The 25,301-nt window shown below is 40.1% G+C and carries 18 protein-coding genes; 13 read left to right on the top strand and 5 right to left on the bottom strand.

The window, feature by feature from the left end:
- Positions 1 to 624: 624 nt before the first annotated feature.
- From H7U17_RS18425 to H7U17_RS18415, 3 genes are all read left to right on the top strand, one after another.
- Positions 625 to 1,824 carry a glycoside hydrolase family 27 protein gene (locus tag H7U17_RS18425; RefSeq protein WP_186758239.1) on the top strand — a complete coding sequence of 400 codons (1,200 nt, stop codon included), beginning with the start codon at positions 625 to 627 and terminating at the stop codon, positions 1,822 to 1,824.
- A gap of 280 nt (positions 1,825 to 2,104) precedes the next feature.
- Complete coding sequence (locus tag H7U17_RS18420) at positions 2,105 to 4,609, top strand: alkaline phosphatase D family protein (RefSeq protein ID WP_186758238.1); 2,505 nt, start codon at positions 2,105 to 2,107, stop codon at positions 4,607 to 4,609.
- 154 nt (positions 4,610 to 4,763) lie between these two features.
- Positions 4,764 to 6,044, top strand: a complete 1,281-nt coding sequence (locus tag H7U17_RS18415) for a glucuronyl esterase domain-containing protein (protein WP_222439242.1) — start codon at positions 4,764 to 4,766, stop codon at positions 6,042 to 6,044.
- A gap of 228 nt (positions 6,045 to 6,272) precedes the next feature.
- On the opposite strand, the gene H7U17_RS18410 is transcribed toward H7U17_RS18415, so the two are convergent.
- Positions 6,273 to 7,514 (bottom strand): ROK family protein, encoded by a 1,242-nt coding sequence (locus tag H7U17_RS18410; RefSeq protein ID WP_186758236.1) that lies wholly within the window; start codon positions 7,512 to 7,514, stop codon positions 6,273 to 6,275.
- A 481-nt stretch (positions 7,515 to 7,995) separates the two neighbouring features.
- Between H7U17_RS18410 and H7U17_RS18405 the strand changes: the two genes are divergently transcribed.
- The 6 genes from H7U17_RS18405 (at position 7,996) to H7U17_RS18380 (ending at position 16,138) form a co-directional block, all read left to right on the top strand.
- Entirely contained in the window at positions 7,996 to 9,081 is a 1,086-nt protein-coding gene (locus tag H7U17_RS18405; RefSeq protein WP_186758234.1) for a DUF4434 domain-containing protein, read from the top strand.
- Positions 9,081 to 10,502, top strand: coding sequence for a sugar porter family MFS transporter (locus tag H7U17_RS18400; protein ID WP_186758232.1), 1,422 nt, complete (start codon positions 9,081 to 9,083; stop codon positions 10,500 to 10,502). The genes H7U17_RS18405 and H7U17_RS18400 overlap by 1 nt, the downstream gene beginning before the upstream one ends.
- A 48-nt stretch (positions 10,503 to 10,550) precedes the next feature.
- A complete protein-coding gene (locus H7U17_RS18395) occupies positions 10,551 to 11,720 on the top strand; it encodes an AGE family epimerase/isomerase (RefSeq protein ID WP_186758230.1) in 1,170 nt (389 codons plus the stop codon).
- Positions 11,721 to 11,946: 226 nt separating this feature from the next.
- Positions 11,947 to 12,816, top strand: coding sequence for an alpha/beta hydrolase (locus tag H7U17_RS18390; RefSeq protein WP_186758228.1), 870 nt, complete (start codon positions 11,947 to 11,949; stop codon positions 12,814 to 12,816).
- A 2-nt stretch (positions 12,817 to 12,818) separates the two neighbouring features.
- The gene (locus H7U17_RS18385; RefSeq protein WP_186758227.1) at positions 12,819 to 14,555 is read left to right on the top strand and encodes an FAD-dependent oxidoreductase; all 1,737 of its coding nucleotides are present in this window, start codon (positions 12,819 to 12,821) and stop codon (positions 14,553 to 14,555) included.
- On the top strand, positions 14,552 to 16,138 hold the full coding sequence (locus H7U17_RS18380) for a DUF4127 family protein (protein WP_186758226.1): 1,587 nt from the start codon (positions 14,552 to 14,554) through the stop codon (positions 16,136 to 16,138). The genes H7U17_RS18385 and H7U17_RS18380 overlap by 4 nt, the downstream gene beginning before the upstream one ends.
- Before the next feature lie 109 nt (positions 16,139 to 16,247).
- Here H7U17_RS18380 and H7U17_RS18375 read toward each other — a convergent pair whose 3' ends face one another.
- Positions 16,248 to 16,790, bottom strand: a complete 543-nt coding sequence (locus tag H7U17_RS18375; protein WP_186758225.1) for an RNA polymerase sigma factor — start codon at positions 16,788 to 16,790, stop codon at positions 16,248 to 16,250.
- 250 nt (positions 16,791 to 17,040) lie between these two features.
- On the opposite strand from H7U17_RS18375, the gene H7U17_RS18370 reads away from it, so the two are divergent.
- Together H7U17_RS18370 and H7U17_RS18365 are read left to right on the top strand one after the other, a co-directional pair.
- Entirely contained in the window at positions 17,041 to 18,141 is a 1,101-nt protein-coding gene (locus H7U17_RS18370; protein WP_186758224.1) for an acyltransferase family protein, read from the top strand.
- Positions 18,142 to 18,210: 69 nt separating this feature from the next.
- On the top strand, positions 18,211 to 18,399 hold the full coding sequence (locus H7U17_RS18365) for a hypothetical protein (protein WP_186758223.1): 189 nt from the start codon (positions 18,211 to 18,213) through the stop codon (positions 18,397 to 18,399).
- A gap of 12 nt (positions 18,400 to 18,411) precedes the next feature.
- On the opposite strand, the gene H7U17_RS18360 is transcribed toward H7U17_RS18365, so the two are convergent.
- Genes H7U17_RS18360 through H7U17_RS18350 form a run of 3 tightly spaced genes read right to left on the bottom strand, consistent with a single transcriptional unit; the run spans position 18,412 to position 21,681 of the window.
- Positions 18,412 to 19,575, bottom strand: a complete 1,164-nt coding sequence (locus H7U17_RS18360) for an AraC family transcriptional regulator (RefSeq protein WP_186758222.1) — start codon at positions 19,573 to 19,575, stop codon at positions 18,412 to 18,414.
- 2 nt (positions 19,576 to 19,577) lie between these two features.
- Positions 19,578 to 20,837 (bottom strand): MFS transporter, encoded by a 1,260-nt coding sequence (locus tag H7U17_RS18355; protein WP_186758221.1) that lies wholly within the window; start codon positions 20,835 to 20,837, stop codon positions 19,578 to 19,580.
- 16 nt (positions 20,838 to 20,853) lie between these two features.
- Entirely contained in the window at positions 20,854 to 21,681 is an 828-nt protein-coding gene (locus tag H7U17_RS18350; protein WP_186758220.1) for an ROK family protein, read from the bottom strand.
- A 253-nt stretch (positions 21,682 to 21,934) separates the two neighbouring features.
- On the opposite strand from H7U17_RS18350, the gene H7U17_RS18345 reads away from it, so the two are divergent.
- The gene (locus H7U17_RS18345; RefSeq protein WP_230981490.1) at positions 21,935 to 24,169 is read left to right on the top strand and encodes a hypothetical protein; all 2,235 of its coding nucleotides are present in this window, start codon (positions 21,935 to 21,937) and stop codon (positions 24,167 to 24,169) included.
- 137 nt (positions 24,170 to 24,306) lie between these two features.
- Complete coding sequence (locus H7U17_RS18340; protein ID WP_186758219.1) at positions 24,307 to 25,242, top strand: FecR family protein; 936 nt, start codon at positions 24,307 to 24,309, stop codon at positions 25,240 to 25,242.
- The last annotated feature ends 59 nt before the right edge of the window (positions 25,243 to 25,301 follow it).

Genomic DNA, 25,301 nt, shown 5'->3' with positions numbered 1-25,301 from the left:
AGGGGACTGGTAGAAACCGTCTTATAATAATCCTATCTAATTATTAGATGGAGAGTTATAAGACGGTTTCTTTTTTATTTAACGTACTTCTGATATTTTTGGCCCATAGGCCTAGGGATCCAGTTGTATAAATTCTGAATAGTATTCAAGGAGAAGCTTCCAAGATGTGGAATGACTTGATTATGGCTCCAAGTGGTCCTTTGAAGCTAATTCGTTAATAGCAAGATGTTGAAAAAGATCCCATTGTTCCTTATTTTTCTATAAATACATTGGGAAGGGTTTATAATTACAATCCTTTTTCTAAAGAATTGAACAAGGAGGAAAGGAAGCATATTTAGGGGCACAGGTTGTATTTGTACAGGGTTTATTTCCACAGTCGAATCCTATAGCTAAGGGTGCCTGCTGATGTGGAGTTGTCAGGGACTGAGCCGGAGAATTAGTACTTTGAAGATTTTATAGGTCGCTTGAATGCCTGGAATTATATAGGTTGGAAGCAGAAGGTAAGGCGTTCTCATTCTGGGTATTACTCTGGTCGCGAGTATTGAAAACTAAGCTATACTACCAAGCTTCTAAAGAAATTAATACATTGAAATGAAACCACTGAATACTATGAACCATAAAAGAATGAAGTTTAACATCTTATTACTATTAATGCTTATTGGTTTTTCGGCTATTGCCCAACGTCCTCAAACCCCATTAATGGGCTGGGCAAGCTGGAACAACTATCGTGTGAATATCAATGAAGAAATTATTAAATCCCAAGCAGATGCGATGGTAGAGCAAGGACTGCTCGCGGCAGGCTATACTTATTTGAATATGGATGATGGGTATTTTGGTGGCCGGGATGAAGAAGGAAACCTATATTCACACCCAGAAAAGTTTCCTTCTGGAATGAAGAGCTTGTCTGACTATATACACAGCAAGGGCTTAATGGCCGGGATTTATACCGATGCGGGAATCAATACTTGCGCATCGTATTGGGATAAAGACACCCTTGGAGTAGGAGTGGGGCTTTATGGGCATGAAAAAAGAGACCTTTCCCTCATGATTGAGGATTGGGGATATGATTTTGTGAAAGTGGATTGGTGTGGAGGAGACTGGATGGATTTGTCTGAAGAGGTAAGGTATACTGAAATTGGAAATATTATCCGAGAGATGGACCCTTCAGTTGTTTTTAATGTTTGCAGGTGGGAATTCCCTGGTGAATGGGTAGTCAACCTTGCCGATTCTTGGAGGATTTCTGCAGATATAGCCAATACTTTTGAATCCGTTATGGGGATAGTGGATCTCAATGCTGACCTATGGAAGTATTCAGGGCCTGGACATGTAAATGATATGGATATGTTACAGGTAGGCAGAGGGATGAGTTATGAAGAGGATAAAACTCACTTTACCATGTGGTGCATGCTCAATTCACCGCTTATAGCCAGTAATGATCTGACTACTATTTCGGAAGAGACCTTAAGTATCTTGACCAATAAAGAGTTGATATCAATCAATCAGGACCCGATGGTTTACCAGGCCAGGAGGGTGATTGACCGTGGAGATTTGGAAGTTTGGGCCAAACCCTTGATTTCAAGCATAAGTGGTGAAGTTGCTGTTACATTGCTGAACAGGTCTGAAGAAGGGAAAACAATAGACTTCAATTTGGAAGATGTGGGTTTGCTAGCTGAAGAAGGCTATAAAATGAAGGATTTATGGTCGAAAAAGTTTTACCCAAGTACAAATAAGGAAACAGTTTCACTTCATGTCCCATCGCATGGGGTGGTTGTACTCAAAATTAAAGGGGAAAGTAAGCCATTTAATTTATTTCAATATAAATAATATGATTATCCGTTTTAACACCAGTAAACTTATTTATCACAGCCTGTCCCGATTTATCGGGAGACTCCACGGATCTACACAGATTTAATTTAGTATTTCAGAGAGATATGTGTTCTCTTTTTAGGAAATGTTTTGAATGGTAAAACTTACTGGTGCAATAGCGGAAATACATAATAAATAATATCAAGATTAATGAAGTTCCTGACCCATTTGATATAGTTGGTAATACTGATAAAGTGACTACCGAAATTAAGATCTTTGGGGTATCTCAATATAGAATATGAAGTTAGATAGAAGAAAATTTTTACAAGGCATGGGAGTGATGGTGCCCAGCCTGCTTCCTTGGCAAAGCCTTAAAGCTCAGCATGGTTTTATTGAACAATTGGCTAAGGAGGGATCGTTCTTTATGGATTTTAAAAAGCTCCCAGATAGGGTTTGGATTGCCCCATCTTTTTGGGCTGTTCCTATGGAGGATTGGAGAGTGAAGAATGGAGGGTTGCAATTTATAGGATCAGAAAGGCAATCCAATCTGAATGTGTTGGAATACCAATTGGAGGCAGGCAAGGGGGACTTCTTTATTAGTTCAGAGATGGGGCTAAAAGCTGCTGAAAGCAAGTTCCAGGTTGGTTTTACACTTGGGATTCAAGACCAAACGGACCCAGGTAATACTCAGGCTGCATGTTATTTTGGAAAAGGTCTTTTTGTAGGGGTGTCGGCAGATGGTAAATTGATTTTGGGTCAACAAGAAAAAAGTATTTCAACCGATGTTTTTTCATCCTTCAAACTACAGCTTACTGCTGAGGATCATGGGGGAAGAACTACTTTAAAATTGGAGTTGGTTCAGGATAAATCAGTTGTGGAATCCTTGGTTGGGGAAGTGAATCATGGAATTTCCGGTTTGGTCGCTATTACCTGTAAGGGAAAAGAAGAAAGCCCAAGTGTTTCTTGGAACAATCTACACTTAGGAGGTACGAAGGTGGTTTATATGCCTGAGGAATCCTTTGGTCCGATATTATGGACCATGTATACGCTTTCCGATGATAAATTGAAACTGACAGCACAGCTCCCGCCTATTGGAAAAAATGATGCCCAAGAGGTTCGCTTTTCTATAAAATCGGGCAAGAGATGGAAGGAAATTCAGGTAAACGAGGTGGACAAGGGTGCTTATACTGCACGTTTTGAGGTGTCAGATTGGCGTTTTGGCCATGATGTTCCTTTTAAAGTGGAGTATAAGTTGGATGGAAAGCTATATCCTTATAAGGGAATTGTCAGGAAGGAGCCTGTCAGTGAAAATCTTGTATTAGGTGGCTTGACCTGCCAACATGCTTCAGGGTATCCCTATCGCCCATTGACTGAAAATCTGAAAAAGACCAATCCTGATCTGCTGTATTTTTCCGGAGACCAGATTTATGAAAGTAATGGTGGCTACCCGATCAAGCGAGCACCTGTTGAAGCATCCATTTTAAGTTACTTAGGGAAATGGTATATGTTTGGTTGGGCATTTGGAGAGGTCATGAAAGATCGTCCCACCATATGCACACCTGATGACCATGATGTCTTTCAGGGGAATTTGTGGGGTGAAGGAGGCCTGCAAGTCTCCATAGAAAAATGGGAGAGCGTGATGGATGCACATGGGGGCTTTGTTCAGTCAGTTCCTATGATCAATGTGGTCAATCAAACACAAACATCTCACCTGCCAGACCCCGTAAAAGCCAGCCCTTTAAAAGCGGGGTTTACTACTTGGTTTACCCAGCTCAAGTATGGGAGGGTCAGTTTTGCCATTGTAAGTGACAGAATTTTTAAGTCTGGACCGGAGATGCTGGATATAGAAAATACAGGCAGGATAGATCATATTAAGGATTTTTATCCGTCCAGCGAGCTCAACCCTGAAGGTTTGAATTTGGTAGGAGAGGAACAATTGGAGTTTTTACAAAACTGGGTAGAAGATTGGCAGGGTGTGGATATGAAAGTACTACTTAGCCAAACGCTATTTGCCAATGTTTGTACCTATCATGGCCCGAAAAAAGATTATCTTCAGGGAGATTTGGATTCAGGAGGATGGCCAAAACGTCAGCGGGATCAAGTATTGCGAGTAATTAGAAAAGCCAGTGCTTTTCATGTCAATGGTGATCAGCATATTCCATTTTTATTGCAGTACAGTTTGGATGCAGATAGGGATGCTGGATGGACTTTCTGTACTCCTGCCATTTCTACAGGATATCCAAGGTGGTGTCAGCCAGATACCTTGAATTTGCCTTTTTCAGATCGTCCTAGTCACCATCTTCCTAATACCGGTATTTATAGGGATGTTTTCGGAAACCGAAATTATATCTATGCTACTGGAAATCCTGTAGATAAGCTTCCTAAGGAACCCAATAGATATAAGATGGCACAAGCAAAGGCCTCTGGCTTTGGATTGATAACTTTTGACCAAGTACACAGGACCATTAAAATGGAGGCGATCAGGTTTTTGGCAGATTTGGATAATCCATCTGAAAAAAACACCTTTCCTGGATGGCCGCTGACAATTTCCCAATTGGATAATGATGGCAGAAAGCCCATGGGGTATTTGCCAAAAATTCAATTTAAAAAAGCCAATGAGGTCATTAAAATTTACCATGAGCCTAGTGGAGAGCTTATTCAAGCATTAAGGGTTAGAGGAAACGAGTTTATCCCCGCAGTATATGAGGGCGGAACTTATCGCTTGGAGATTGGAGAGGCTGATCCAGTGATTTTGAAAGGGATAAAAATTACTACCAATGCAGCTGATGAGATTAAAGTCTAGGTCATAATGATGTGAAAAATAGATGGCTATTTAGAAGTGCCATGTCATAGATTTTAACATTAAATTTCAAAAGCCGCATTGATAAATGTGGCTTTTTTGTGTTTATTGATCTTGAAAAACTATTAAACTCAAGCTTTTATCAAACTTTATATACATGATGAATAGAGTTGGTCTTATCAGCATAGTGCTGCTTTTTTTGTGTCATTGGTCATATAGCCAGTCAAGAACTAATTATGATGAGGAGCAGGTTCCTCAATTTGAAATTCCTGATCCTCTGATGACTTTTTCGGGGGAACAGGTAGAAGATGCTAAGACTTGGCTGGAGAAACGTCGACCAGAGTTGATGGATTTTTTTACTACAGAAATGTTTGGGAAAATTCCCGGTGAATTGGGCATGACTTCGTTTAAGATTTTGGAAGAAGGGCCATCTACCGTTTATTCAGGAGCTTTGCGCCAGCAGGTGAAGATTAGTATTATAAAGGGAAATAGCCAATTGGATTTTAATCTATTGCTGTATCTGCCGAAAGGTAAAACAAAGGCTCCTATATTTCTTGGTCCAAATTTTTATGGCAACCATTCTGTAACCCTAGACGAGAAAGTGGTGATTTCAGATGCTTGGGCCAGGAATAATCCATCTTATGATATAAGCGACAATAGTTTTACTGAAACTTCCCGAGGGGTTCGCAGTTATAGATGGGCTATTCAGGATATTATAGATGCTGGCTTTGGCTTGGCCACTTTTTATTACGGGGAAATAGATCCTGATAAAAATGATTTTTCAGATGGAATACACCCATTCTTTTATCAGTCAGGCCAGTCGCGTCCTAAAAATGGGGAGTGGGGAAGTATTGCCGCATGGGCTTGGGGAATGAGTCGTGCAATGGATTATTTGCAGGAAAATGAAAAGGTGGATTCAGATCATATAATTGCTTTTGGTCATTCTAGGCTTGGAAAAACTGCTTTGTGGGCAGCGGCAAATGATGATCGCTTTGCAGCAGCAATTTCCAATAATTCGGGATGTGGGGGAGCTGCCCTGTCCAAAAGGAAGTATGGAGAGACTTTAGCAGTCATCAATAAGTCCTTTCCACACTGGTTTACAGAGAATTTTAAAAAATATGGTCACAACGAAGAAAAACTCCCTGTAGACCAACATGAACTGATTTCACTGATAGCACCGAGACCAGTGTATGTGGCCAGTGCAGTAGAGGATAGGTGGGCAGATCCCAAAGGGGAATACCTTGGAGCTTATTATTCGGGGAAAGTTTACAAACTTTTTGGTAAATCTGTTTTGGAAAATCCTGAAATGCCCGAAATCCATCAACCCTTGCATCAATCAGTCGCTTACCATATTCGAGAGGGAAAGCATAATGTGACCGATTATGACTGGGGACAATATTTAAAATGGGCCTCTGATGTGGTTATGAAGGAAAAATGATTCATTCTCGGCAGGATAGTTTTGGTTTATAAAAAATAGGGAGGACCAACTGAACTAGGCTTAGGTTTAGTAAATATTATTGTTTAGAAAAGGTTAAAGTCATTGGAGGATTTAATTACTTGGATTTTTTACAGCCTTGATCCTTTGGATAAAAAAAATATCAACTCCTCTTCTTCTGAGAATTAATTGGGCTGGTGTCACGGAAGGTCAAAAGGGATAGAAAATTATTTACTCGGATTGCAGCAGTCTTTTTCTCACTAGTTGACAGGCTCCCAGAGCACCAGCTTTTTCTCCAAGTTCTGACAAGACGATTTTACTATCATTGCTGACTAGGCTCAGCGAGTATTTATTGATGGCCATTTTGATGGGTAAAAACAAATAATCACCTGTTTTAGCAAGGCTTCCACCAATGATGACCAGTTCAGGATTATATAAATGCAATAATGCAGATATTCCTCTTCCCAACTTTTTGCCTATTTCGTCGATGAGTTCTATGGCTAGGACATCATCGTTTAAAGCGGCGTTTATGATGTCATTTAATTTTAAGTCATTTTCTGATTTTATCCTATGAGATAGTGTGGACTGCGAGCCTTCTTGTAATTTTTTATAGAATTTACTGATCAGTGCGCGTCCGGATGCTTCGGTTTCAAGACATCCTTTTTTACCACAATGGCAAATGATTTCATTTTCAAACAAAGGTATATGGCCGATTTCTCCTGAGAAACCAGATTTTCCATATACAAGCTCTCCATTGATCATAATTCCCATGCCGATGCCATAGCCGACATTGATGAAAAGTACATTTTTTTCTTCCTTTACTATTCCTCCTCCTTTAAATTCCCCAAAGGCCATTGCCCGACTGTCATTTTCTAGGAAGGTGGGGAAGCCGGTTTTTGTTCTGAATACCTTGCTTAATGGATTTTCACTAAAATTAAAATAACTGTAGCTGTATCCTGTCTTATAGTTGATCCTTCCGGAGAGATTGATGCCTATACCGATGATTTTCGATTTGGGAACATTGAACTTATCAATTTGCTGGTTGATTATCTTGCATAGTTCGTCAAGGGCTTCTTCGGTATTGTCCAGGTTGTAAGGGATGTGTGGAAGGAATTTGAGTAATTGGTTTTTGAAATCGGTGAGGCCAAGGTTAATATATTCCTTTTTGACTTCTATCCCAACGAAAAATGCAGATGAAGCATTTAATCCATATTGATTGGGACGTCTTCCCACGGATGAATCGACTTTTCCATAGTCTTGTACGACTCCATTTTCTGTCAGTTCAAGTATGATCTGTCCCATTTTTGGAGTACTGATGTTGAGGGCTTTACTTAAGTCCTGAATGGTGGAGTTACCAAAGTTGGAAAAATAATTGAGCACCTTTTTTTTCAATAGATGGTTTTTGTAAGCTACTCCAGATAGATCTTCGGCTTTAAGGCTTTCAAAAAAGCTGTTTTCAGGCAGGTTTGACATAATTGATGGTGTCTTATATGGAGTAGTATTATCTAATTAATCAACTAAATTAATTAAATAAGCTATTATTAAGAAATAAATTTTTAAAGTATTTCGGCTTTTGTTTTTATGTGGACATGGTTTTGAAGTGGGATTGTTTTAATTTTTAATTGAAAATTTGGTTTTAATTAAAAACGGGCTTTACAAAGTCTTGGGCTAATCCATTATATGTTTCTATAAATTTTCTCTGGCACTATTTAATATAAAAATTAGTTATAATGTTGTTAATTAGAAAAATAATTTATTAATTAAGCCTCGGTTTATTTATTGAGCTGGAAGTCACCGCATTTATGCATGGTTGATTTGAAAGATTCTTTTCTTGGCTTTGCAGATGAACAGTAGTCAATTTAAAGCATATAAATAAGCTTGAAAAGGAGGTTACCCTATGAATTAGGGTAAATTAGTTCTATAAGAAAGGTCCCCGAAAAAAACATTGAATAATATGAATTCACCGAAACGAAGAAAATTCTTGAAAAATACCTCCTTGATAGGAGCGTCCTTATTTGCAGGGCCAGCTTTGGTTAAGGGAGGGCAATCACCAGTATTGGAAGGAGCAGCTCCATTTGATCTTGTAAAAAAGGATGATGTTGGGCTTCCGATCACAGGGACTTTTTTGGATGAGATTTCCCATGATATTCCTCACCAGAATTGGGGTGAAGAAGAATGGGATGCGGATTTCCGTCATATGAAGGATATCGGTATTGATACCGTTATTATGATTAGGTCTGGTTATCGCAAGTTTTTGACTTATCCCTCCAAGTATTTGATGAACAGGGGCTGTTATCGTCCAGGGACTGATCTTCTTGATATGTACCTCAGATTGGCGGATAAATATGGGATGAAGTTTTATTTTGGATTATATGATTCAGGGGAATACTGGGACACGGGGAATTTAGCTGCAGAAATAGAGCATAACCGATTTGTAATCGATGAAGTATGGGAGCAATACGGTCAAAAGTACAAAAGTTTTCAGGGTTGGTATTTGAGTGGAGAAATCAGCAGGAAAACCAAGGGGGCAATTGATTCTTTTTATACATTGGGAAAACAATGTAAAGATGTGAGTGGAGGGCTACCTACCTTTATTTCTCCTTGGATAGATGGAAAAAAGGCTGTTTCTGCTGCATCAAATGATCTTAGCAAGGCTGAGTCAGTATCGGTAAAGGAGCATGAACAGGAATGGGGCGAGATATTTTCAGGAATCCATGAGGTTGTTGACGCCTGTGCTTTCCAGGATGGTCATATTGATTATGATGAATTGGATGCATTTTTTACGGTGAATAAACAGCTGGCGGATAAGTATGGGATGAAATGCTGGACCAATGCCGAGAGCTTTGATCGGGATATGCCCATTAAGTTTTTTCCCATTAAGTTTGATAAACTCTGTATGAAGCTGGAGGCCGCCAAAAGAGCTGGTTATGATAAAGCAATTACTTTTGAGTTTTCCCACTTTATGAGCCCTCAGTCAGCCTATCTTCAGGCAGGCCATTTATATAATCGTTACAAAGAATATTTTGAAATCAAGAAATAATGGAGGCCGGAACTAATCTGAGGTATATTATTTTTTTGTCGGTTATAGCTGCCATAGGAGGTTTCCTCTTTGGATATGATACGGCAGTAATTTCGGGGACCGTTAATATGGTGACCTCCCGGTTTCAACTTAGCTCCATGGAGCAAGGCTGGTATGTTGGCTGTGCATTATTAGGTTCTATCGGAGGAGTGGCTTGTGCTGGAGTGATGAGCGATTATTTTGGTAGGAAGAAAATGTTATTGCTTTCTGCCCTATTGTTTTCCGTTTCAGCTGTTGGTTGTGCTTGGGCCGGTAGTTATACCCATTTGGTCCTCTATAGAATCATAGGTGGAGTGGGGATTGGCATGGTTTCTATCATCTCCCCTATGTATATATCGGAAATTGCGGCACCAAAATATCGAGGGGCCTTGGTCTCTTTGTACCAACTGGCAATAACCATCGGTTTTTTAGGGGCTTACTTGATGAATTTTGAATTGGCCAAGCTTGCTGATCGATTGAATACTTTTGGCTGGATGGAGCTCGTTTTTCAGGAAGAAGTTTGGAGAGGGATGCTATTGATGGAAATATTACCGGCAGGCTTGTTTTTAGGCGTTTTGATCTTTATCCCTGAAAGTCCTCGGTGGTTAATTGTTAGAGGATATGCTAGTTTGGCTGAGCAGATTTTTTCGAAAATAACAGGCTCAGTGGAATCTGCCAAGGATAAAATCAACGAAATACTGAACCAGCATAGAAAGGATGATTCTTTAAGTGTTTGGGGCCTGATGAAATCAAAGTCTGTTATTCGGCCAGTATTGATTGGGGCTGCGATCGCTATTTTGGGTCAGTTTATGGGGGTGAATGCAGTTCTGTATTATGGGCCTACTATTTTTGAGCAAAGTGGCCTTCCAGGAAATGATGCCTTATTTTATCAAGTACTAGTTGGATTGGTGAATGTATTGACTACTGTGCTGGCTTTATTGATCATTGATAAGCTGGGTAGGAAACAGTTGGTGTATTTTGGGGTCTCAGGGATGCTGATTACCCTAATTCTAATCAGTGTTTTTTTTAGTAAAGGGGAGCAGTGGGGCTTACCTCCATTGATTTTATTGGGTTTGTTCTTGGCTTATGTGTTTTGCACTGCCATTTCTATTTCTGCAGTGATTTTTGTGTTGCTATCGGAAATGTATCCAAATAAAATTAGAGGTGTGGCCATGTCCATTGCAGGTTTTTCCTTATGGTTAGGAACCTATTTGGTGGGGCAGCTGACACCGGTTTTATTGGAGGAATTGTCCCCAGCAGGAACCTTTGTACTTTTTGCTTTTATGTGTTTGCCTTATTTGTATATCATCTATTATATGGTTCCTGAGACGGCAGGGAAGTCATTGGAGGAAATAGAGGAGTTTTGGAAATTGAAAGCCGAGGATGTAGGGGGAAAAGTTTAAAAATAAGCCCATTTTGATAAAATATGATGGCTTAAAATACAATGGAATATGAAAGATTACGCGCGTTTATATAAAAGTGAACTTCTGGATAATGTAGTGCCTTTCTGGATGAAATATAGTAAGGATGCCAAAAATGGAGGTTACTATACTAGTTTAGATGTAAAAGGCAGGGTGTTTGACAGGGACAAGTTTATGTGGCTTCAAGCACGAGAAGTGTGGATGTTTTCAAAACTGTATAATGAGCTAAGTCCAAAAGCCGAGTGGAAGGAGATGGCCAAACATGGACTTGATTTTATCCTTAAAAATGGTAGGGACATTGAAGGAAACTTTTATTTTTCTTTGGATGAGAAGGGAGCCCCCTTAGTTGAAGCGTATAATATTTTTTCTGATTGTTTTGCAGCGATGGCCTTAAGTGAATACAGCCGCATTGATAAACAAGAGGTTTATGCCAAAACCACCTTGGAGATATTTGAAGCCATTCTCCGAAGGCAAAAAAATCCAAAAGGAAAATATAATAAAAGATATCCTGGTACAAGGGATATGAAGGACTTTTCCCTGCCAATGATCTTATGCAATTTGACACTGGAATTAGAGCATTTGCTGGACAAGTCTAGGGTGGACTTGTTGGCAAGGGAGACGGTCCATCAAATACTAAATGATTTTTACGATCCAGAATTTGGATTGATGAGGGAAAATGTTCCTGTGAAGGGGGGATTTTCTGATACGTATGAGGGACGCTTGACCAATCCGGGGCATGCTCTGGAGGCCATGTGGTTTGTGATGGATGTAGCTGAAAGATTTGAAGATGAGTCTTTAATAGATCAGGTGATTAATATTGGCATGAAGACCTTGGAATGGGGCTGGGATCAAGAATATGGAGGGATCTATTATTTTTTGGATATCCAAGGACTTCCATCTGAAAAGTTAGAATGGAACCAGAAGCTTTGGTGGGTCCATTTGGAAGCTTTGGTTTTCTTGGCCAAGGCTTATCAGCATACCAAGCGGGAGGAATGTCTAGATTGGTTCGAGAAGGTACATCAGTATGCTTGGAAGCATTTTAGAGATGAGGAAAATGGGGAGTGGTTTGGGTATTTGGACAGGTATGGTGATGTGCTTATTCCTGCCAAAGGGGGAAAGTGGAAGGGATGCTTCCATGTCCCTAGGGCCTTGCTTTTGATTTGGAAAACTTTCGAGCGTTTTCAGGGAGAGAAAGAATAGGATAAAAATTTCTGATTATCCGCTATGATGTCAGTAACTATAAATCCTTTGCTCAAGTGGTCGGAAGACTGAAGTCAGAAGACCTAAGCAGCTGATACTTTAATCAAAAGAGTTGTTTCAATTCGCTTTTAATCTTACCTGATAAAATTGCGGATATATATAAAAAAATTAATTACAGATCAATAATCAAAATGCGATGAGGTATCTCGGGATATTATTTTTAAGTATGTTTTTGTCTTGCCATATAAATGTGGAAGCCCAGGTCTCTGAGCGCGTAAGTTATAAGACAGTCGATGGCGAGGAGCTTTATTTCGATTATTATCCTGCCAAAATAGGAGATAGTCAAAAAAGTATTGTGTTTGTTCATGGTGGTGGGTTCTCTGGGGGGAGTCCTAAAAATCAAGCACCTTTTGCCGAGGAAATGCAAAAAAGAGGTTATAATGTTTTTGTTATCTCCTATCGCCTTTATGCTAAAGGTCATGGCTTTGGCTGTGATTTTCCAACACCTGAAAAACTCAAAGCAATAAGGTATGCCGCAGAAGATGCTGTATCAGCCACAAGGTATATTGTAGAACATGCGGAAGCTTATCAGGTTGATCCAGATGAGATTTATTTGGCTGGTAGTAGTGCTGGAGCTGAAGCTATTTTGCAGGTTCTTTTTAATCCTTTCAAGTCAAGTATGCCAGATGTATTTTACATTGCTGAGGGTTTCAAATTCAAGGGAGCTATGTCTTTTGCAGGTGCCGTATTAGACCTAAGGCTGGTAAATAGGGAGAATTGGGTGCCACTTTTGCTTTATCATGGCTCCAATGACCAATTAGTGCCATATGAAACGGCGCCGCACCATTTCTGCCCAGGTACAAGTCCTGGGTATATGATGTTATTTGGATCCATGTCCATCTTTGAAAAAGCAAAATCTTTGGGCTTATCAGTAGAGCTGCATGCCTATCGTGATGGAGGGCATGAAATCAGTAGCGCGATGTTTCGGGCCTTTGATGAAATGGATGATTTTATTAAAAACACACCAGCTACTGAGAGTGATGAGGCTTGGTATTATCTTCATGATAGATCAGACTGGGAGAATTTAGGTAAATAAAAATGAATAGAAGAAGTTTTATAGCCAAAGCAGGTTTAGGTAGCCTATTGGCAAGTCCGGTGAACTGGCCATTTGCTGCAAATGCTATAAGTAACCAAGCTGTCAGTAAGGCCAGATATATTCCAGAATCCAATCTCTATCGTGCAGATATAGTTATAGCTGGGGCTGGTTTAGGTGGTTGTGCATCTGCTTTGGCAGCACTTAGAAATGGCCTTTCGGTAGTTATGACGGAGGAAACTGATTGGATAGGAGGTCAGTTAAGTCAGCAAGGTGTGCCGCCTGATGAGCATGATTGGATAGAAAATCAGGGTTGCACTGAGCTTTACAGGTTGTTCCGTCAAGCTGTCAGGGCTTATTATATGGACCATTATCCGCTTGTTAAAGAGGAAGCAGAAAATCCCCTTCTGAATCCAGGAAATGGAGTGGTCTCTGCATTATGTCATGAGCCATTGGTAGCAGTTAAGGTCCTTGAACAGTTATTTGCTCCCTATATAAGCAATCGTCAGTTGATATTGTTGAAGGAGTGGAAGATCAAAGATGCTATGGTTGAAGGTGATATGGTGAGCCAGCTTGTGGCTGTTTCCCTTCGATCTGGAAGGGAGCAGGTATTGGAGGGCAAATACTTTGTGGACGCCACAGAATTGGGAGACTTGTTGCCACTGACCGGGACAGCCTATCAGAAAGGTACTGAATCTAAGCATCAGACAGGGGAATTGCATGCTGCCGAACAAGCCAATCCAGATAATCAACAGGCTTTTACTATGTGTTTTGCGATGGATTATGTGGAAGGGGAGGACTGGACGATTCCGAAGCCTGATAATTATGATTTCTGGCAGTCTTTTAGACCTGAAATGGAACCAAAGTGGGCGGGGAAGTTATTGGAGTTGAATTATAGCAACCCCAAAACCTTAAAGCCGAAGGCATTGGCTTTTGATCCTCGGGGAACTGAATTTGATGGACAATTGAATTTGTGGAATTACAGAAAGATTATTGATAAGCATAATTTTGATAAAGGCTTTTTTGAAGGTGATATTTCTGTAGTAAACTGGCCTCAAAATGATTATTTCCTAGGTAATCTGGTGGATGTAAAAGAGAGTGAGTTTAGACAGCATGTAGAACAATCCAAACAGCTGAGTCTTTCCCTTTTGTATTGGTTGCAGACAGAAGCCCCTAGGCCCGATGGAGGCAAAGGTTGGCGAGGATTGCGTTTGAGGAATGATATTATGGGGACAGAGGATGGTTTGGCCAAATATCCTTATATAAGAGAGGCCAGAAGGATAAAGGCAGCGTTTACCATTTTGGAAGAACATGTGGGTAAAGAACAGCGGGCGAAGAAATTAGGACTGCCAGAGGAGAAGGTGGAGGCAGCTAGTTTTGATGATAGTGTTGGGGTTGGTTATTACCATATTGATTTACATCCAAGTACCGGGGGTGATAATTATATAGATTTCAGTTCTTTGCGTTTTGAAATCCCTCTTGGAGCCTTGCTTCCCAAGAAGATGAAAAATTTGCTTCCTGCCAATAAAAATATAGGTACTACCCATATCACCAACGGATGCTACCGCTTGCATCCAGTAGAGTGGAGCATAGGAGAAGCTGTTGGAATGTTATGCTGTTATTCCCTTTCTCATGAAATTTCCCCGAAAACTGTATGGAAAGAGAGGGAAAGGTTAAGTGAGTTTCAAGGATTCTTACAGTCTCAAGGTATAGCTAATAAGTGGTCTCCAATAACTGAATGATGAAAAAGATATTTGCAATCTACATTTGTATGTGTTTGGGTATGGTGTCTCTGACGTCTAAGGCACAGGTAGAAGACAGGGAGCCAGGTAAAAAGGTGGTTTTTGTCCCTTTGGATAATCGGCCTCCTTGCTTGCAATTCCCGGTTAGGATGGGGGAGATCGCTTTGACCCAACTTGTAAGTCCGCCAGAGGCCCTGTTAGGAAATCTGCAGGAGCCGGGGCAGTCGGAGGTGCTTATACAGTGGCTTTTGGCGCAGGACTATTCAGATGTGGATGCAGTAATCATTGCTGCTGATATGTTGGCATATGGAGGTTTGGTAGCCAGTCGGGTGCATCAGGTAGACGCTGAAATAGCCCTGGACAGGGTGAAAGTTATTGAACGCCTCCATGGAATCGCTCCTGAGGTGCCTTTGTACGTCCAAAGTGTAGTCATGCGTTTGGCACCAACAGCTGATGGTACCAATGAAGATTACAGGGAGGCTCTGGCTAAATGGGCTGAGATTTCGGTGAAATCAGATGCGGGTGCTAGGGAGGAGGTCAAAAAGCTGAAGAATATAATTCCCAAGAAAGCATTGAAGGATTATAAGACCGCTAGAAAAAGAAATTTGCAGGTCAATCAACTGATGATGGACTATGTAAACAAAGGAATAATCGATTACTTGATTTTGTCACAAGATGATGCCAAGCCGGAAGGAGTGCATATGAAGGAAAAGAAAGGTTTAAGGAAATTTTTGGAGCAGCATCAGTTGGAAGAAAAGGTGGCTATTCAGGCCGGTACAGATGAAGTGGCTATGCTACTTTTAGCTAGGGCAATTAATGATTTTACAGGGTTGGCCCCCAAGATAAAACCAGTTTTTTCTTCCAATACAATGTCAGAAGAGGTAATGGCTTTTGAAGATAAGCCCTTAAAAACAACTGTGGCCAAGCATATTGAGGCTTCTGGGGGTATTTTGGTCAATTCCGAGGAGGAGGCTGATTTGATCTTTTATGTCTATAGTTCAAGGAATTTAGATGCTGAAGCTTTGCCTTTTGTGGAAAAGATAAGCCAAGCAATTAAAGAAGGTAAGCGCTTGATAATTGCGGATATAGACCCTGTAGGAGATGTTCAGGGAGGGGATGAGGAATTTACCAATTTGCTGGAGGAAGAGGGTGTTTTGGATAAAGTTTACGGCTATGCTTCTTGGAATACAGCTGGGAATACCATTGGTACAGCGATTCCTCATGGTGTTGTTTATTATAATGGCCTAGAAATGACAGGGGAAGATCAAAATTTGCTGGAGAATGTGCAAAAAGCACAGTATTGGTTTACGCTGCATAGGCTGATGAATGATTACTATTATAATAATCCAATTCGTAAATACCTTAACAGCTACTATCAGCAAGTAGGTCGTAGTGCCTCTATAAGGACGGAAGATATTGTTTTAGAAATGGAAAGGAAGGGTAGGGATGAACTGGAAAAAGAGGTGAAACGCTTAGAAGAAGTGTTTTTTGTTCGGTACAGGTACAATATTGAAAATATTCAATTTTCGCTCCCTTGGAACAGAACCTTTGAGGCCCTAGTGGATTTTGACCTTGTTCGCTGAGCTGTATTTTTATGAAATAAATAGTGCGGCATTTTGGGTTATGCTTTGCAAGCTAAAAAACGGATCTATATGCATTCTTCCCCATAAGCTAAGTTGAGGGAAATATCTTTTACTTTGAAAGTACATTATCCATTTCCTGTCGAATGAGAGCTTTGGCCTTGATCAACTGATTTTTGACAGTGTTGATGGATATGGCCAGTTCATTGGCAATTTCCTGATAGGATTTTTTTTCGAAGATATTCATTTCCAAAACCAACTTCCTCTTGGGGGAAAGCTGCCCGATCAATTCTTCCAATCTGTCCAACTGTACTTCCTTTTCTACTTTTTCCTCTACTGAGGTCATTTGAATATTGGTCCAGAATTGCTCTTTAAGTTGATGGCTCTTTTTTACGTTTTTGAAATAATCAAAAATCTCATTTTTTACTGCAGTAAAAATATAGGAGCTGAAATTCATGTCCGGATTGATTTTTTCTCTTCGTGAAATCATTTTGGTGAAGACTTCATGAAAGATGTTTTCAGCCTCGAATTCGTCTTTTAAGATCGACTTGGCAAACCGGATAATAGGGATCCTATAGTATCGGTAAATAGTGTCCGTGGCAGAAGGATCACCTTGTATAAATAATGCTAAAGTTTGTTTGTTAGGTTGGTCCATGGTCAAATAATTTTGTTTCCATGGAATAAATATCCCTTATTCAAATAATAAATTGTTCGTAAAACACGTATTAAAACCCTCATTTTGCGAATTCTTTCAATATGTTACTGCTTGATTTAAAGTGGGTTAAATTTTTGTTAATTATCGGATTAAAAATGTTATGAAATTTCCACTTTTGGATGGGTGAAACAGTAGCCTAAACTCTTTTCTCTTAGTATTAAATAGTGTTATCTAAAAGAAAAAACAAAGGATGAAAGGAAACAGTAAGCGATTGATCTCTCTAGATGCGATGAGGGGGGCTACCATAGCCGCAATGATTTTAGTGAATTATCCAGGCAGTTGGGATCACGTTTTTCCACCCTTATTACATGCCCATTGGAATGGGATCACCCCAACGGATTTTATCTTTCCATTTTTCCTATTTATTGTTGGCGTATCTATATCTTTAGCCTATTCCAAAAGATTAAATCGAGGAGGATCAAAAAGTGATCTTTATAAAAAACTGTTTATCAGGGGCCTTAAAATATTCGCTTTGGGCGTTGTTTTGGGATTGATTCCTCAATTTGATTTTACTGATGTTCGTATAGCGGGGGTACTGCAGCGCATTGCCATTGTTTTTGTCGTATGTACCTTGATTTTCCTTAATATTGGGTGGAAGAAGCAAGTTTATTCAGTGGGCTTGATTTTAATTGGATATTGGTTGAGCATGACCTTGATTCCTAATCCAAGTACTGGGGAAGTGATGTTGGAACCGGGAAAAAACTTGGCCGCATGGATCGATCAATTGCTTCTTCTTGGTAAAATGTGGAATGGCACTTGGGATCCAGAAGGGATCTACAGCACACTACCTGCAATCGCGACGGGAATCTTAGGTATGCTCGCAGGGAAGTTGTTGTTGTCAGCATCAGAAGGAGTGAAAAAAGCTAATAATTTGATGTTTGTAGGTCTGGTTCTAACTGTTTTAGGCTTGCTTTGGTCCTTGTTTTTCCCTTTGAACAAAAATCTGTGGACAAGTTCTTTTGTATTGGTGACAGCGGGTGTTGCTTTCAGTTTTTTAGGTGCTTTTTATTTTTGGGTTGATGTCAAAGGCAATTTAAAGGGCACTAAGCCTTGGATTATTTTTGGGTCCAATGCGATAGCTGTTTATGTACTGGCCGATGTGTTGTCCTTACTGTTTTATGAGTGGCCCATCATAGGTCAAGAAAGCATAAGTGAACAATTTATGGCTACAGCTATAAATTTGGGAATAATACCTGAGTTAGCCAGTATGATCTTCGCGGTCTTTTTTGTCGGAATTAATTTTATACCAGCCTATATCCTTTACCAAAAAAGAATATTTATTAAGCTTTGATCAATTATTTATGCTGTTTATTAATCCTTGGAAGTACGGCATGTTTTGAATGTGCGCATTTGATTTAGTATGGAGAATGGACGCTCATATCGATTATTGCAGAAGTTAATAGAAAATAAAATCAGCAGAGAGGAGATGGAGGAAATGCTTGACGCTATGGAGGATAAGGGCTTTTGCCAAACACAAGAAATTTACTTGAGGGCTTATTTTGAAAAAGTATTGAATGAATTCCACGGAAAGCCCCAAAATGATGGTTGAAATGGTACTGTGTTATTTACCCGCAAGATATTTCTTGCGATAGGCGATGGGATTGCAGCCCTTTATTTGCCTAAACTGTCTGGCAATATTTTTACTGTCATTTAATCCCATATCCATGGCGATTTCGAATACTGTCATATCGGTTTCCAGTAGCTTTTGGGTGAACTTTTCAATTCGGAGATTGGAAATGTATTTGTAAATGGGATAGCCGGTAATCTGCAAGAATCGCTTTTCCAAGGACCGCCGGGAGAGAGGAACCTCTTTAACCACATCATCTACCTGAAGATTGGATTCTATATGCTGGTGAATGTATCTCAGGCTTGAAGCGATGTGTTCATCATTGGTAGCATAGATATCGGTAGATTGTCTGGTGATGATTTGGGTAGCTTCGATGATGATATCATAATGGGCTGTATTGCCATTGTTGATCATATGTTCTAATAATTTGGCAGCTTCATACCCTCCCTTTTCTATGTCCATAGCAATGCTGGACAAAGGAGGATCAGAAAGTTCGCAAAGCATGACATCGTTATCGACTCCTAACACGGCAATTTCTTCAGGAATACGGATTTTGTTTTGACGACAGGCCTCAGTAATATGTAGGGCTTGATTGTCGTCACAAGTCATCAGAGCAATAGGTTTGGGTAGTTTTTGTAACCAATTGATCAGAGAATTACTTTTAAAATGCCAGATGTCTGTGCTCCGTGCTTTTCGGTGTTCGAAGTAGTGTACTTTATGGCCATGCTCATTGATTTGCTGCTCAAAACCTTCGGCTCTTTCTCTTGACCAAACGATATTATTAAAGCCATAGAAGGCAAAATGTTTGAAGCCTTTCTTTAGAAAATAAGCTGCTCCGAGTGCACCCATTTTATGGTAATCTCCAGTGATATTAGGAAGTACTTCGAATCGTTCCTTAAAATCCTGGGCGATAATAGGAATGCCTGAATCAAGGATCACATCCAAGTCCATGTCATTATAAAACTGGCCGATGATTCCATCAGCTCCCCAATCCTTTGCCCAAGCTAAAATGCCCTGGATCCCTACCGTTTCCCGATAATACAGAGGCATCCTGCAAAAAGTCCATGGGCCATGTTCTGCACTATACTTTGATATCCCCTTAAGAAGACTTTTACTGTATTCTTCTGCAAAGTCCAATAACAAAATTACCTTATGCATGGCTAGGTGGCGGTTTGAAAAAGGTCCTTGATTTTAGTAATGGTGGCATTGTTGACCAATGGTCTGGCCCAGATGCCGATACTTAAAACATAACCTAAAGTTATTAATAAAAACAGCATGGCCAACTGTAAGCCAATCAGTTCTGCGATTCCTCCGATAATTAAAGGAACGATGGCGCCTCCAATGATTCCAGAGCAAAGGATACCTGAAAAGGTGCCATGGTGCTTTGGTACAGAATTAAGGGCCAGGGAGAAGATGATGGACCACATTACGGAGGCAAAGAATCCTGTTAAAGGAAAAGCAATCAGCGCCATTTGTGTGGTCCCAAACAATGCGATCAGCAGGCAAAGTATGGCCCCGGAAGTAAAGTAAACCAATACTTTTTTGCTGTTGACAATTTTTAATAGTACTAACCCAAGCAAACAACCAATAGTAAGCAATCCCCAAAAATAGGATATGGTTCGGGCGCCTTCCACTGCTGGATCAAGTTGGTGGTAAGTTTGTAGAAACTTTGAAATCCAATTGGCAATGCCCTGTTCAGTGCCTACATAGCAAAAAACACCCAGAAAATAGAGCCATACGGATTGGTTGCTAATCAAGTCATTAAAAGCCTCTTTGATATTCATTTTTTCATCGGCTTTTAATTTTACTTTGGGGAAACGAACGAAAAGAATAATCAGGATCATCAAAAGAGCTATAGCTGCAAATACCCAGTAGAGAGAAACCCATTTGAGACTTTCAGGAACCAATGGACTCAGTAAATTGGTGAGGGCAGAGGCATTTTCATGATGGATGTTTTGGACTAAAAAACTGTATAAATTGGGGCTAAGGAATGAAGCGGCTCCAAAGGCTAATTGACCTAATACAGAATTGAAAGCAAAATGCTCCTCACCGCCCGCAGTTCTTAATAAGGGGTTGATGACTACCTGCAACATGGCCATGCCCACCCCTATAATAAAGAGGGAAAGTAAGGCCACTACGAAGCTTGGCAAAATGGCAAAAAGCAATGCGCCAAAAAAGGCCATGGAGAAGGCCAATAACAACACTTTTTTTTCATGGTATTTTTCCACCAAAAGTCCCGATGGAATGGACATTACACCATAAGCGACAAAAAAGGAGAAGGGCAGGAAACCAGCAAGTCCCAAGCTAAGCTCAAAGCTATCAATGATATCTGGAATGATGGGCCCCAGTATATTGGTCAAAAAAGAAATGACAAAGAAAATTAACAGGATCAACAGAACAATAAAGTATTTCTTTTTCATAGGTATGAGGTGATTTTTAATTGATTAAAGCTGCAGCTCCCAACACAGGAATATGATCGTTTTCTGAAATTAATATTTTGAGCCGTTTAAATGACTCTGGGTAGATAAATTCCAATAGACTTTCTTCCATTCCGGATTGGAAGAAGGAATAAGCTTTGGAAATTGATCCTCCTATGACGATGGCCTCGGGATCATAAGCATAAAGTACAGCCAGCACAGCTTTACCAAAATGGCGTCCAAATTTTCTCCATTGATCCAGTGCTTCTAAGTCCCCTTTACAGGCTGACCGGTATGCCTCTAATGCAGAAATGCCATAAGTAACACTGAAGAAATTTCCACTGGCGTAATATTCTATGTTTTGGTCTAGGTAGGATAATAGACCAATTTCACCTGCCCCACAGTTATGGCCTATAAAGAGTTTGTTGTCCAGAATTAATCCAGAACCTAGTCCTGTACCAATTGAAATACCTACAACAGTCTTGTAGGGTTGAGCCAGTCCATATCGGTGCTCCCCTAGTATAAAGCAATTGACATCGTTATTGACTTTGACTTCTAGGTTAAATTCATTTTCCAGAAATTCTTTAAGGGGGACTTTTTTCCAAGAGGGAATATTGGTCACGTTATAGACTATTCCTTTTTCAGTATCGACTACAGAAGGTACCCCAATTCCTATCCCCTCTACCTCAGGGCGTAAAAAGGGCCTTATGGCCGCTGTGATTTGTTCGAGAGTAGCATCCAAAGAGTCTTTTTCCGAAAGCAGGATCTTTTGTTGTCCTATGATTTTACCATTTTCTTCCAGTCCAATTTGGATTTTGGTACCTCCTAAATCAACACCTATTTTCATATTCAAAAATTAAAAATGGAATTTATATAAAAACTCTAATTGAGAAAAATAGGCTATTGAGGGATATAAAAAAATTACACATTATATATTCCTGTCGTTTGTCTTCTGGGAAGAAGTCCATAAAGTATAAAATGCTTGATTCTAATACTTTTTTCATTGATTTGATGGTTTTTCTCTGATTTGAATAGCCTATAAGGACAGTCAGTGGGTATTTCAACAAAAGAAACGAAGAAATTACATAACCAATGACCATATGATTCCTTACCGAAATCTGCTGATTCCAATCGTCCTGATCATCATTCAGGTTTTAAATTATTCTTGCAATAGCAAAGGGGAGGGACTTCCTGAACAGCCGAATAGCTATAGGGATGTACCTTTTGAACAGGAATATGCTGTAAAGTATGCTTTTGAGTCAGAAGTCAAAGCCCTTAAGGTAAATGCAGACCGGAATGGAGTGATTGAAGTACTCACTAGCGATGGTATTTACAGGCCCTATGCAGGCGCTTTTTTATATCCCGGAAAGCTCCAAAAGGCACAAATGTATTGGGCCTTGAATGATAAACAATTGAGGGATGAAGTGCTGTATCAGGGTCAATTTATTTATTTGGATGATCAGGCTGTGCTTTCCAATGCTTGGGCCGGAAGTTTATATGAGGAACATGAAATGGGGGAGCCCCTGCTAGTTGAGGGAGGACAGGATTTTTCATTTTTGGTTGCCCAAGATAATCAACTCAAGCTGATCCAGAAAAATCAAATACTTTGGGAGGCATCCATACCTTCCCAAATCATGCAGATTCGGTATGCTGAAGAGAACAAGGTCTTTTATGTGCTTGGTGAAAAAGATTTTCATAAAGTGAAGCCTGCTACAGGTAAAGTGGAAAAACTATTAGCTGGTGACCAGTTCACCAGCTTTGCTTTGGGAAAGGGGAAAGCTATTATTGGTACTTCCACAGGTTACCTTATTTTGGACCTTAATAGCCAATCACCATCATCAATCCATGAAAAACTACCCTGTCCTGCAATCACCTGTGTGGAAAATATTAAGGGTAATATCTGGTTTGGTTCTGAGAAGGGTGCTTTTATGTTAAAGCCTGATGGAACATATAACTATTACTTTGGAGAGCGGTGGTTATTGGGTGACAAAGTGGTCGATATCAGTAGAGGTGAAGCAGGTGAAGTGCTAATACTCTCAGAGGAAGGCTTGTCCAAGTTGATTTTCAAAAGACAGACACTTTATGATAAGGCCATGTATTATGAGGATCAAGTTCGAGATCGCCATATACGATTCGGGTTTAATTCCAGCTTAGGGAATATGGAAAAGGGAAATGTGGATTCAGGCAGGCTTAAGGATTCCGATAATGATGGTCTATGGACTTCAATGTATTTGGGTGGACAGGCTTTTCGTTATGCTGTAAGCCATTCAGAGGAAGCATTGCAGAATATTCGAGAGTCATTGGACGCTATGGAACGCCTTTATACCATTAACCCTGTGGAGGGTTTTCCATCTCGTTCATTTAACCGGGCAGGTTACAAAAAACATCTCGCTGACCCTGAGCGATGGCAACGATCTTCACATCCAGAATGGGACTGGAAGGCTACGACCAGCAGTGATGAAGCCATAGGCCATATATTTGCTTTTGGAGTGATTGCGGAAATAGTGGACGATGAGCCTGTAAAGAAAAAAGCTATTCAGCTATTGGATGCTCTGATGCAACATATTGTGGACCATGATTTTTATTTGGTAGACTATGACGGAAAGCCCACGCTTTGGGGAAAGTGGAATCCCGAATATGTCAATGGTTTTCCTCCTATGGTAGGTGACCGAAAACTCAATTCTTCTAATATCATCGGGATGCTGCAGACGGCTTATCATTTTACAGAAAAGGAAATTTACAGAGAAAAAGCTTTTGAACTGATCGAAGCGCATGGTTATTTTGATAATTTGATGGTATCCATGGACCGCATAGGAAATGCCGATGAGGAAGCCGGGGAATGGGCTGAGATGCTTTCGCAATCCTGGAACCATTCAGATGATGAGATGTATTTTTTGGGCTATTGGGGCTTGTATCGTTATGCTTTCAATGACACACTCAAAAGTCATTATGCAGATGCTATCAAGGACCATTGGGAGGCAGAAAAACCGGAGAAGGATGGTCTTTGGAATATTTTTACTGCTATGGTATCCCCAGATGATTATGGTCAACAAGAGGCCATTTGGTATTTGAAAGAGTATCCTTTGGACCTGATCAACTGGACCATGAACAATAGTCACAGAAAGGACATTGAATTGCTGGAGCCGAATTTTAGAGAACAAGCTACCCAAACCGTTTTGCCTCCTGATGAATTAAAAATCCGTCGCCATAATGCCAACCGTTTTTCTCTGGATGGAGGAAATAATGGAACCTCGGAAAACAGTGCAGGAGATATTTGGCTCTTGCCCTATTGGATGGGGCGTTACCTTGGTGTAATCAGTGCCCCGGAAGAATAACTTCATTTCTGAGTAAAGTCCACTTAATAAAAAGTTAACCTATACGGGATAGTCTGTTTTCAGGAATTTTCAGTCTTTAGATAAAGGAGCAGTTGCTTCTGAGTCAGAGGTTTATAAGATGGAAGATTATTGTGCTTATGAAGCATCCTGAAAAAGATATTAAGAAATTAACCGAGCGGTTCTTGAGTGGTAAGATCAGCAGGGAAGAGTTTGAGCACTTTTTGGAACAGTTTTCGGAAGATGATCCAGCTGTCAATGATATGCTGGAAAGTCATTTTGATGAAATTTTATCAGAATATCACGGGGAAAATTCCAATATCCGGCAAATTAATCCTTGGCCAAAATGGACGGGGCTAGTTGCTTCTGTGGTACTTATTTTGGGATTTGGATTTTGGTTGATCAATGGCCAAGAAGCAGCCTCCCATTATATCACTTACCAAACGGCTTATGGGGAGCAATCCTCCCACATACTAGAAGATAGTAGTTCCATCACCCTTAATGCTGGAAGTAAACTTTATTATTTACCATTTGATGAGCAGGATCAACGAAAAATAGCTTTTGAAGGAGAAGCATATTTTGATATTGCCAAGGATTCCATCAAGCCATTTTTAATCGAAAGTCAGGAACTTAAAATTCGAGTAGTGGGTACCGCTTTTAATGTGGAAGCCTATCCAGATGAAGATTTTTACAGGGTCTCAGTCACCGAAGGCATAGTAAAAGTCGGATTTGGGGGAGATGGGGTGAATTATCAAGAGGAGTTGACCAAAGGCCAGTCCATTATTTATGACAAAAGAAAAGGGACTTATAAGTTGGAAAAGGCCCTGTCGGCTTTGTGGAAAGAACAAGTTTTGGTATTCCATAAAACACCCTTTGACCAAGTTATCAGGAAGCTAGAGCGTTGGTATGGTCTTGATTTGGAGGTGGTCGATCACTCATTGTATCAGCTTAGACTAAATGGTCGATTTGTGGATAAGGATATTCATGAGATGATTCGAGCAATTGCCTATTTGGCAAATAAGGATTCAGTTAAGGATAAACAACTTATTAAGATTAAATCATTGCCTATGAATTAATTATCTGAACAAAACAAATAAAAAAACGCACGGAACGAGTTTTGGCGAACGTAGTCCGT

The sequence above is a fragment of the Echinicola salinicaeni genome (assembly GCF_014280965.1).
Classification (GTDB): Bacteria; Bacteroidota; Bacteroidia; order Cytophagales; family Cyclobacteriaceae; genus Echinicola; species Echinicola salinicaeni.
Note: the sequence above shows the minus strand (reverse complement) of the source record. Positions and strands in the feature narration are given on the sequence as shown.

Coding starts and splice junctions, on each gene's coding strand:
- H7U17_RS18425 (WP_186758239.1), top strand. CDS start 625: ATGAAGTTTAACATCTTATTACTATTAATGCTTATTGGTTTTTCGGCT.
- H7U17_RS18420 (WP_186758238.1), top strand. CDS start 2,105: ATGAAGTTAGATAGAAGAAAATTTTTACAAGGCATGGGAGTGATGGTG.
- H7U17_RS18380 (WP_186758226.1), top strand. CDS start 14,552: ATGATGAAAAAGATATTTGCAATCTACATTTGTATGTGTTTGGGTATG.
- H7U17_RS18355 (WP_186758221.1), bottom strand. CDS start 20,837: ATGAAAAAGAAATACTTTATTGTTCTGTTGATCCTGTTAATTTTCTTT.
- H7U17_RS18390 (WP_186758228.1), top strand. CDS start 11,947: ATGTTTTTGTCTTGCCATATAAATGTGGAAGCCCAGGTCTCTGAGCGC.
- H7U17_RS18415 (WP_222439242.1), top strand. CDS start 4,764: ATGATGAATAGAGTTGGTCTTATCAGCATAGTGCTGCTTTTTTTGTGT.
- H7U17_RS18345 (WP_230981490.1), top strand. CDS start 21,935: ATGATTCCTTACCGAAATCTGCTGATTCCAATCGTCCTGATCATCATT.
- H7U17_RS18365 (WP_186758223.1), top strand. CDS start 18,211: ATGGAGAATGGACGCTCATATCGATTATTGCAGAAGTTAATAGAAAAT.
- H7U17_RS18375 (WP_186758225.1), bottom strand. CDS start 16,790: ATGGACCAACCTAACAAACAAACTTTAGCATTATTTATACAAGGTGAT.
- H7U17_RS18385 (WP_186758227.1), top strand. CDS start 12,819: ATGAATAGAAGAAGTTTTATAGCCAAAGCAGGTTTAGGTAGCCTATTG.
- H7U17_RS18400 (WP_186758232.1), top strand. CDS start 9,081: ATGGAGGCCGGAACTAATCTGAGGTATATTATTTTTTTGTCGGTTATA.
- H7U17_RS18370 (WP_186758224.1), top strand. CDS start 17,041: ATGAAAGGAAACAGTAAGCGATTGATCTCTCTAGATGCGATGAGGGGG.
- H7U17_RS18340 (WP_186758219.1), top strand. CDS start 24,307: ATGAAGCATCCTGAAAAAGATATTAAGAAATTAACCGAGCGGTTCTTG.
- H7U17_RS18360 (WP_186758222.1), bottom strand. CDS start 19,575: ATGCATAAGGTAATTTTGTTATTGGACTTTGCAGAAGAATACAGTAAA.
- H7U17_RS18405 (WP_186758234.1), top strand. CDS start 7,996: ATGAATTCACCGAAACGAAGAAAATTCTTGAAAAATACCTCCTTGATA.
- H7U17_RS18350 (WP_186758220.1), bottom strand. CDS start 21,681: ATGAAAATAGGTGTTGATTTAGGAGGTACCAAAATCCAAATTGGACTG.
- H7U17_RS18410 (WP_186758236.1), bottom strand. CDS start 7,514: ATGTCAAACCTGCCTGAAAACAGCTTTTTTGAAAGCCTTAAAGCCGAA.
- H7U17_RS18395 (WP_186758230.1), top strand. CDS start 10,551: ATGAAAGATTACGCGCGTTTATATAAAAGTGAACTTCTGGATAATGTA.